The sequence below is a fragment of the Mesorhizobium sp. M7A.F.Ca.US.005.03.2.1 genome, from assembly GCF_003997795.1.
In the GTDB taxonomy this organism is placed as follows: Bacteria; Pseudomonadota; Alphaproteobacteria; order Rhizobiales; family Rhizobiaceae; genus Mesorhizobium; species Mesorhizobium ciceri.
The window spans coordinates 1-8,808 of the sequence record NZ_RZRP01000184.1 but is presented as its reverse complement, the minus strand read 5'-3'; the positions used below and the strand labels follow the sequence as shown (position 1 = coordinate 8,808).

At 63.7% G+C, this 8,808-nt stretch carries 8 protein-coding genes; 4 read left to right on the top strand and 4 right to left on the bottom strand.

Going from position 1 to position 8,808, the window contains the following annotated elements; translation table 11 throughout:
• Nucleotides 1–166: 166 nt before the first annotated feature.
• From EN991_RS12920 to EN991_RS12910, 3 genes are all read left to right on the top strand, one after another.
• Nucleotides 167–1,186, top strand: coding sequence for an isopenicillin N synthase family oxygenase (locus tag EN991_RS12920; RefSeq protein ID WP_013530313.1), 1,020 nt, complete (start codon nt 167–169; stop codon nt 1,184–1,186).
• Nucleotides 1,187–1,521: 335 nt separating this feature from the next.
• Nucleotides 1,522–2,844, top strand: a complete 1,323-nt coding sequence (locus tag EN991_RS12915; RefSeq protein WP_127368898.1) for an LLM class flavin-dependent oxidoreductase — start codon at nt 1,522–1,524, stop codon at nt 2,842–2,844.
• A gap of 25 nt (nt 2,845–2,869) precedes the next feature.
• Entirely contained in the window at nt 2,870–3,889 is a 1,020-nt protein-coding gene (locus tag EN991_RS12910) for an NADP-dependent oxidoreductase (protein WP_127368897.1), read from the top strand.
• 186 nt (nt 3,890–4,075) lie between these two features.
• On the opposite strand, the gene EN991_RS12905 is transcribed toward EN991_RS12910, so the two are convergent.
• Genes EN991_RS12905 through EN991_RS12890 form a run of 4 tightly spaced genes read right to left on the bottom strand, consistent with a single transcriptional unit; the run spans nt 4,076 to nt 7,744 of the window.
• Entirely contained in the window at nt 4,076–4,843 is a 768-nt protein-coding gene (locus EN991_RS12905; RefSeq protein WP_024502302.1) for an N-formylglutamate amidohydrolase, read from the bottom strand.
• The gene (locus tag EN991_RS12900) at nt 4,843–6,165 is read right to left on the bottom strand and encodes a glutamine synthetase (RefSeq protein ID WP_127368896.1); all 1,323 of its coding nucleotides are present in this window, start codon (nt 6,163–6,165) and stop codon (nt 4,843–4,845) included. Before EN991_RS12900 ends, EN991_RS12905 begins: the two co-directional genes overlap by 1 nt.
• Nucleotides 6,162–6,809, bottom strand: coding sequence for an isochorismatase family cysteine hydrolase (locus EN991_RS12895; RefSeq protein ID WP_013530318.1), 648 nt, complete (start codon nt 6,807–6,809; stop codon nt 6,162–6,164). Before EN991_RS12895 ends, EN991_RS12900 begins: the two co-directional genes overlap by 4 nt.
• Nucleotides 6,806–7,744, bottom strand: coding sequence for a MurR/RpiR family transcriptional regulator (locus tag EN991_RS12890; protein ID WP_127368895.1), 939 nt, complete (start codon nt 7,742–7,744; stop codon nt 6,806–6,808). The genes EN991_RS12895 and EN991_RS12890 overlap by 4 nt, the downstream gene beginning before the upstream one ends.
• A gap of 145 nt (nt 7,745–7,889) precedes the next feature.
• On the opposite strand from EN991_RS12890, the gene EN991_RS12885 reads away from it, so the two are divergent.
• Nucleotides 7,890–8,808: FAD-dependent oxidoreductase (locus EN991_RS12885; RefSeq protein WP_164769015.1), on the top strand; the 919-nt coding region annotated here is incomplete at its 3' end.

The following is an 8,808-nucleotide window of genomic DNA, read 5'->3' as shown; positions in this document are numbered from 1 at the left end:
ATAATATGCAGCGCTGACGTTCTTCCATCCGGCCCGGATTGGACTTCCTGTTGCTTTGATCGGCACGCCTTGCGTGTCACTTTGAGATGCATTCATGCTCGAAGCTCTTGCCGGTGGTCGCTTCTACTTCTCCTAAGCCAGGGCAGAGAAAAGAAGGAAGCTGACCATGCCCAGAATTGTGCCGGTGCTTGACCTGAGCCGCCTCGAACAAGGTGCGTCCGAGTATCGTACCTTTCTCCTGGACCTGCGTACGGCAGCCCGGGACGTTGGCTTCTTCTATCTCAGCGGCCACGGAATTTCCGCCCCGGAGATCGACGACGTGCTCGATGCCTCGCGACGGTTCTTCGCGTTGCCGGAGGCCGACAAGCTGGCCATCGAAATGGTCAAGTCCCAGCAGTTCCGCGGCTACACCCGCGCCGGCGGCGAACTGACCAAGGGCGCGGCCGACTGGCGTGAGCAACTCGACATCGGCGTCGAGCGCCAGCCCATAGCGCAGGGACCTGGAATTGCACCGTGGACACGGCTGCAGGGGCCGAACCAGTGGCCGTCTGCACTGCCGGAGCTCAAGCCGGCACTGCTTGCATGGCAGGCCAAGGCGACCGCGGTGGCCATTCGGCTGCTGAAAGCCTTCGCACTATCGCTCGATCAGCCCGAGGACGCCTTCGACGCGATCTATCGGGACTCGCCCAACCATCGCATGAAGATCGTCCGTTATCCCGGCCGTGACGCGACCGAAGGCGACCAGGGCGTCGGCGCGCACAAGGATGGCGGTTTCCTCACCCTGCTGCTGCAGGACGACAACAAGGGCCTGCAGGTCGAATATGACGGAAGCTGGGTGAATGTGGATCCGCTCCCTGGAACGCTGGTCGTCAACATTGGCGAACTGCTCGAACTGGCATCGAATGGGTATTTGCGTGCCACCGTTCACCGCGTCGTGACGCCGCCTGCCGGCGTCGAGCGGATCTCCGTTCCCTTCTTCTTCAGTGCGCGGCTGGACGCGACCATACCGCTTCTGACCCTGCCCGAGGAATTGGCGGCCGAAGCGCGCGGGCCGGCAAGCGATCCGGACAATCCGTTGTTTCGCGATGTCGGCACCAATGTGCTCAAAAGCCGACTGCGTTCACATCCCGACGTGGCACGCCGCCACTATGCCGATCTTCTCCAGGCCGGAGCGGCGGGTTCGTGAACTCAGCTCTGCACGAATTTTTGCCGTTTCATATGTTTTTTGGAATGCCATTCGTCGCCAAGGCTTCGAGATAGGCGCAAAAAGGTAAAATCGTTTAGCGGTTTCCTCCCATTCCGCTGGACGGTGTTCCCCTCTGAAGGTTCAAACCTTCTTTTGGCCGGGCCGCATTCGAGCCCGGCCATTTTTTGTCCTGGTCCCGGACAGCGCAAAACCTATGCTGCAAAAGGCCGGTGTGGAGGAACAGGATATCTTCCCGAGTTGCGCGGACCGTCCGATCCTGAGTTTAGGATTCGAGCGCTAGTGCTCGACTGTATCGATCGGTCGAAACGACTTTCATGACACAAAAACAATTGCACCTCGGCGCCTTCATGCGCCCCGTCAGCCTGCATACCGGCGCCTGGCGCTATCCGGGCGCCTATGCCGACGCCAATTTCAATTTCGCGCATCTGAAGCGCTTCGCCCAGACCTTGGAGGCGGCGAAGTTCGACGCCTTCTTCATGGCCGACCATCTGGCCGTTCTCAACATGCCGATCGAGGCGCTGCGGCGCAGCCACACGGTCACCTCGTTCGAGCCGTTCACGCTTTTGTCGGCGCTCGCCGCCGTCACCGACCATATCGGGCTGGTCGCCACCGCATCGACGACGTTCGACGCGCCCTATCATGTTGCCCGCCGCTTCGCCTCGCTCGACCATATCAGCGGCGGACGCGCCGGCTGGAACATCGTCACCACGTCCAATCCGGATGCGGCGCTCAATTTCGGCCTCGACGAGCATGTCGAGCATGACGAGCGCTACCGGCGGGCCCGGGAATTCTACGATGTCGTCACCGGCCTGTGGGACAGCTTTGCCGACGATGCCTTCATCCGCGACGCCGAAAGCGGGTTCTATTTCGACCCGGCCAGGCTGCATGTGCTCGACCACAAGGGTGAGCATCTCTCGGTGCGCGGCCCACTCAACATCGCGCGGCCAATCCAGGGCTGGCCGGTCATCGTGCAGGCCGGCGCCTCGGAGGCAGGACGCCAGCTGGCGGCGGAGACAGCGGAGGTCATTTTCGCCGCCCATGCCGATCTCGCGGCGGGGCAGCGCTTCTTCGCCGACGTCAAAGGCCGTGCGGAAAGGCTTGGCCGGTCGCGTGACGACATCAAGATCCTGCCCGGCGCCTTTGTCGTTGTCGGTGACAGCGTCGAGGACGCGCAGGCCAGGCGGGCGAAGCTCGACAGTCTCGTCCACTACGAGAGCGGCATCGCCTCGCTGTCGATCGCCATCGGACATGACGCGTCCGGTTTTGATCCTGACGCGCCCTTGCCCGAAATCCCCGAGACCAATGCCTCGAAGAGTGGCCGCGAGCGCGTCATCGAACTGGCACGCGAGGAGAACCTGACCGTCAGGCAGCTTGCGCAAAGGCTGGGCGGCTATTCCGGCCTTGCTTTTGTCGGCACGCCTGAAACAATCGCCGACGAGATGGAGGAATGGCTGATCGGCGAGGGTTCCGACGGGTTCAACGTCATGTTTCCATACCTGCCCGCCGGGCTCGATGATTTTGCCGAGAAGGTGGTGCCGGAATTGCAACGGCGAGGGATCTTCAGGCGGCAATATGAAGGGTCGACACTGCGCGAGAATCTCGGCCTGAAGCGTCCGCCCAACCGGTTTTTCGAGTAGAGCCTTCTTCGCAGGGAGATTTTCGATGTCGATCCAGTCCAACACCCGCATCGTGCTCGCGGCGCGGCCACAAGGCCGGCCGAAGCCGGATGATTTCCGCATCGAGACGGTTGATGTCGTCCAGCCGGGAGAGGGCGAACTGCTGCTGCAGATCCTCTATCTGTCGCTCGATCCCTATATGCGCGGGCGCATGAACGCTACGAAATCCTATGCCAGGCCCGTCGATGTCGACGGCGTGATGGAAGGCGGTACCGTTGCGCGCGTCGTGATCTCTCGCCACCCGGAATTTACCGAAGGGGATATCGTGTTGTCCCATTCCGGCTGGCAGAGTTTTGCCTTGTCCGACGGTGTGGGGCTGCGCAAGCTGGATCCCGCTGCGGCACCCATCACTACGGCGCTTGGCGTGCTCGGCATGCCGGGCTTCACGGCCTATGCCGGTCTGCTCACCATCGGGCAGCCGAAGCCTGGCGAGACGGTCGTCGTGGCGGCCGCCAGCGGCGCGGTCGGGTCGGCCGTTGGCCAGATCGCGCGCATCAAGGGCGCGCGTGCCGTCGGCATTGCCGGCGGTGCCGACAAGTGCGCCTTCGTGCGAGACGAACTCGGCTTCGATGCGGTCGTCGATCACCGTGCCGATGATTTTGCCGAGCAATTGAAGGCAGCCTGCCCCGGTGGCATCGACATCTATTTCGAGAATGTCGGTGGTCCTGTCTGGGACGCGGTGTTTCCGCTGCTGAACGAATTTGCGCGTGTGCCGGTCTGCGGGCTGATCGCGCAGTACAACGTCATCGCGGATGCCGGCGTCGACCGGTTGCCGGTATTGATGCAGCAAGTGCTGTACCGCAGCCTGACGATCAGGGGGTTTATCCAGCGTGAATTTGTCGACCAGCGCCCGGCCTTCTATCGTGAGATGGCCGAATGGATATCGTCCGGCCGCGTCCGCTACAGGGAAGATATCGTCGATGGCATCGAAAATGCACCACAGGCCTTTCTCGGCCTTCTCGATGGCAAGAATTTCGGCAAGCTGATCGTGCGTATCGCGGAATAAATGCCGCGCAACGATCAGGCGGGGCTGCTTGGGTAATTTCTGCCGCAGCCGTGGCCGCGGGGCGTGATTGCCAGCAGCCGCCGATCAGCCGGTTGCCCCGGCTGCCGATGACGCTGAGCGGCGAGAAACGCAACTTGCCGATCTGGGCGATGGTCGCGGCGTCGCGCTCGCGCAGGCTTGGATTGCTCACGGCACGGTTTCTGTCTCGAGTGCCGGCAGTGCCGCCGCCAGCCGGTCCGCCCATTCCTCGATGCCGGACCGTGTCGACAAAAGATCCTGCCGGATCTCGACGAGGACGGCGGCGATGCCGCGATCGTCGCCATGAATGGGCACGGCGTAGTCGGCGTCGCGGCTGATCACATAGGGCACGTTGGCCGCGACATTGAGCGCCGCATCGGTGCGCAGGCCCGAAAGGATCGCTTCGGCGAGACCTCTTGCTTGGTCATGCAGCACGCCGGCATGCCAGGGCCTGCTGACGCCGAGGAAGACCGGCGTGAAAGAATGGATCGTCACGATCCGCGTCTGCCGGCCTGCTTGTGCCCGGCGGTCGAGATAAGCGGTCACCCGGTCATGGAACGGCGAAAAGATGATCTCGGCGCGCCGGGTCCGCTCCGCCGCATCGATGCCGACATTCCCGGGAATGTCGGTGTCTTCCGACAGTACCGGAATGCTGCCTGGCGTGCCCAGTGGCCGGTTGAGGTCGATCAGCAGCCGCGAATAGCCGCTGAGGAAGGCCGGAGCATCGAGCTTCGACGACAGCAGGCGGGTCACTTCGGCGGCGCCGATATCCCAGGCGATGTGGCGCTGCAGATGGTGGGCATCGAGGCCAAGCTGTCGATACTCGACCGGCATGTGGTTGGACGCATGCTCGCACAACAGCACGATATCGGAACGGCCGTGCTCGTTGAGGGCCTCGACGGCCTCGGGCCAATCTTTTTTTGTCACTGCGGTCATCAATAGAGCGCCCGGTAGAGATCGCAGATGGAGGCCGGATCGAGACCGGCAAGACGCTCGGCTTCATGTCGCTTGAGGCCGACGAAGGTTTCGATGAAGACGGGCGCGAACCATCCCGTCACGGTGCCGTCGGCCAGCAGCGCGTCCAGTGCCGCGGGCAGGGTTTCGGGCAGGCGCACCAGACCAAGACTTGCCCGCTCCGCCTCGCTCATCAGTGTCGGGTCGCCGGTGACCAAAGGTGGCGACGGCAGGCCCGCCTTCAGCCCTTCCAGCCCGGCGCGGATGATCGCCGCCAGCGACAGATAGGGATTGCCGGTGGCGTCGGCGGCCCGGTATTCGATGTTGTATTGCCGCGCCGGATCCCGTCCGCCGATCGTCACCGTCGGGCAGATGCGCAGCGACGCCTCGCGGTCGCGGTCGGCAAGCCAGGTGTAGGAAGAACTCCAGCTGTGCGGCTTCAGCCGGTAGAAGGACGACACGCTCGACGCCGTCATGGCGGTCATCCCAGGCAGATGGCGCAGCACGCCGGCACAGAAGGCGCCCGCTTTGGCGGAAAGGCCGCCCGCCAGTGCCGGATCGTAAGTCATCGGCTTGCCGGCCTCGTCGACGAAGCTGAAATGGATGTGGACGCCGTTGCCAACGGCGGTTGGCGCTGTCTTGGGGGCGAAGCTCGCACGCCAGCCGGCATTGCGCGCCAACTCGCGCGTGATTTCGCGGATGGCGACGGCGCGGTCGGCCGCCGTCAGCGCGTCCGCCGGCTCGTGCGTCACCTCGAACTGCTCGTCGCCGAATTCGGCGATGACCACCTCGGGCACGACGCCGGCTTCCTCGAGCGCGGCCATCAGATTCGGCGCGAAAGGATCGGCGCGGCGCAGTGCGGCGAAAGACATTGAATGCGCCTGTGCGAAGCCGCCGTCGGCGACGTTGAATTCATGCTCGAAGGCGGCGATGACCGACAGGCCGGTTGCGGCTTTCAAATCGGCCAGCGCGTCTTTGAGCATCGTGCGGGTGCAGCCGAGCCATGGGCTGCCGTCGAGCTCGACGATGTCGCCGGCGACCATATCGAATGGCGTTGCCGATCCGGTGCGTGTCGTGCGAAAGCGCGCTTCGAGATCGGGGATCAGCCGCAGGTCGCCCGACGAGCCCCAGGGGTTGGGATCGACGATCGAGTTGAACGGTGTCAGCGACAGATTGGCCTGCAGCCAACCGACGCCGGTCGTGGCGGTCTTCTGCAACTTGCTTTCGGCAACGAAACGGCCCCGCGTGACGGCGGAGAGATCCGTGGTGACGACGGCAACCAGAGGCTCGACAGTCGACGTCATGCCGGTTTTCCCAAAGCGTTGAAGCGGTCGACGACCGTGTCGGTGTCGGCCACCCAGCAGTAGCCGCCGAAGGCCTTGAGCGCGATGTCGTGGCGTTCCTGGGTGATGGTGGCGCAGGCATCCGATACGCAGGTGACAAGATAGCCGCGGTCGGCGCCGTCGCGCACCGCCATGTCGACGCATTGATCGGTCAGCACGCCGACCACGACGAGATAGCGGATGCCGAGGTTCTTGAGGAGATAGTCGACATTGGTCGAATTGAAGATGCCCGACGACGTCTTCGGCAGCATGATCTCGTCGCCAACCGGCGCCAGCGATGCCACCGGCAGTCCTTCGGGGAGACTGGGCGCAACATGGATCGGTGTCAGCTTGTGGTCGAGCGAGCGCTCACGGCCGTCTTCGGTCAGGCTCTGAATGATGGTGTGCAGCACCTCGACGCCATTGGCCCGCGCCGCCGCCAGCAGGCGCTCCTGGTTGGGGATCGTCTGCGAGGATGTCTGCCGGTAAAAATAATGATCGGGGCCACGTTCCGGATGCGACGGATCGGCGCCCGGCTCCAGCCAGATGCGCTGCATGTCGACGAGCAGCAGTGCCGTTTCGCCGGCACGGAAGGCTTCGTCTCGTTTGGGTAGGGCCTGGGTCATGCTTTGTCGTCCTGCTTTGCTGATTTGGGTCCCGGTGTCTTGCGGGGGCCGGGTGTCTTGCGCGCGCCGTTCTCTTGCGGTTCGCTGTCGAGCGTCACGGCATTGGCATGCCGCACCTTTTCGAGTCGCTCGATGCGGGCGCGGGCCTCGTCGCCCAGCGTCGAAACGATATGGGCGACCAACGCTTCCATCTGTGCGATCGCCGGCGCCAGCGTGTCGTAAGGTGAGGCGACTTCGAGCGGGCTGACGATGGTGACTTCGGCGAGATCTGATATCGGCGACAGCCATTGGTCGGTGAACAGGACTATGCGCAGATCGAGCGCCGCCGCCTGTTTTGCATAGGCCATCACATCGAGTTGGTAGCGGCGGTAGTCGAAGACGACGAGCACGTCGCGCCGGCCGAGGTCGGCCAGCGTGTCGAAGATCTGCGGAGAGAGCACGCCGAGATCGCGAACCCCGGAGCGGAACTGCACGAGATAGCCGGCCAGCATGCCGGCGATGTGGCGGCTGAACCGGCCGCCAACCAGCACGACCTCGCCCTTGGCCTCCATCAGCAAGCGGGCCGCCCGCTCGTAAGTCTGGACGGGTGTCGCGGCGGTGGCTTTCTGCAAGGCCGTGGTGACGCTATCGAGATAGGCCAGCACGGCGCTGTCGTTGGAACCGCTCTGCCGCTTGGCCTCCATCATCAGCAGCGGCGAGTGCAGTCTTGCCTCGACTTCGGCCAGAAGCCTCGCCTGGAAATCCGGAAACCCTTCATAGCCGAGCTTCATCACCAGCCGCACCACGGTTGGATCGCTGACGCCAGCGCGCCGGGCGAGCGATGAGGCGGTACCGAGGCCGGAGGTCGGATAGTCCGTCAACAGCAGTCGGACGATCTTCTCCTCCGACGGCGTCAGCGCAAGATCCCCGCGCATCAGAACATCGCGTATCGCCATGGGCCTCCCCGGAATCCGTGTTCTCTTGTTTTGTCGAGTTTATTACAGAGATTTAAATCTCGGTCAACAATGAAGAGATGTTGACATTGCGCGATCGCTGGCCCTACCTTGTCGAAAAGCAGCCAAGAGACTGTGGGGAACAGCCATGCGAAATGGAAGCGACGTCATCGTCGTCGGTGCCGGTATTGTCGGATCGAGCGCGGCCTATGATCTGGCCAAAGCCGGTGTGAAGGTCACGCTGGTCGAGCAGACCCATCCCGCCGGCGGCCCGTCGGGCAGATCGTCGGCGCTGCTGCACGCCTTCTACCTGATGCCGGAATTGTCGCAGCTATCCATCCGTGGCCGAGAGATCCTGGTGTCGCTGCCCGAAATCGCTGGCGAAGGATCCTTTGTCACCGAAATCGGCATGATGTGGGTCTGCGGCAACGACAACAAGGCGAGCTGGACGTCGGCAGCCGAACGCATCCGCGGCGAGGGCGCGCGCATCGAGACATTGTCGCCGCAGGCCTTTGCCGATGCCGCACCGGGCTTTGCCCTGGACAATGTCGCGCTGGCGCTGTGGGAACCCGAGTATGGCTATGCCGATGCCTTCGGCGCCACCAATGCTATTGCCCGTGCCGCCCGCGCCAGTGGTGCCAGGATCATGCAGAACACGTTGGTCGAGAGCCTCCAGCGGCAGGGCGACCGCATCACGGGTGTCATCTTGACCGATGGAACGATGCTGGAGGCCGATACCGTCGTCCTGGCCGCCGGGCCGTGGACGCGCCGGCTGCTGGCGACGGTCGGCCTCGATCTGCCGCTGCATGTCGAGCGCCATCCGATGGCCGTGCTCGACGCTGCCGGCAAGGCAAGGCAGGTCATGCCGTTCGCCTGGTGCGACGACATTTCCTGCAACTATGCGCGGCCAGACAATGACGGCGTCATCCTCGCCGGGACCTGGGCCGGCGGCGGCACCGGCCTGCGCCACGAACATGCAGGCCGTCCACGCTTCGTCGAAAATCCCGATGATTACATGGAAGGTGTCGAGGAGCAGGAATCGGTCGAGATCCTGGAGACCTTCGCCA

What these genes read in the sequence shown, in the direction of transcription:
- EN991_RS12920 (WP_013530313.1), top strand. Translation starts at nt 167, where the DNA reads ATGCCCAGAATTGTGCCGGTGCTTGACCTGAGCCGCCTCGAACAAGGT.
- EN991_RS12915 (WP_127368898.1), top strand. Translation starts at nt 1,522, where the DNA reads ATGACACAAAAACAATTGCACCTCGGCGCCTTCATGCGCCCCGTCAGC.
- EN991_RS12910 (WP_127368897.1), top strand. Translation starts at nt 2,870, where the DNA reads ATGTCGATCCAGTCCAACACCCGCATCGTGCTCGCGGCGCGGCCACAA.
- EN991_RS12905 (WP_024502302.1), bottom strand. Translation starts at nt 4,843, where the DNA reads ATGACCGCAGTGACAAAAAAAGATTGGCCCGAGGCCGTCGAGGCCCTC.
- EN991_RS12900 (WP_127368896.1), bottom strand. Translation starts at nt 6,165, where the DNA reads ATGACGTCGACTGTCGAGCCTCTGGTTGCCGTCGTCACCACGGATCTC.
- EN991_RS12895 (WP_013530318.1), bottom strand. Translation starts at nt 6,809, where the DNA reads ATGACCCAGGCCCTACCCAAACGAGACGAAGCCTTCCGTGCCGGCGAA.
- EN991_RS12890 (WP_127368895.1), bottom strand. Translation starts at nt 7,744, where the DNA reads ATGGCGATACGCGATGTTCTGATGCGCGGGGATCTTGCGCTGACGCCG.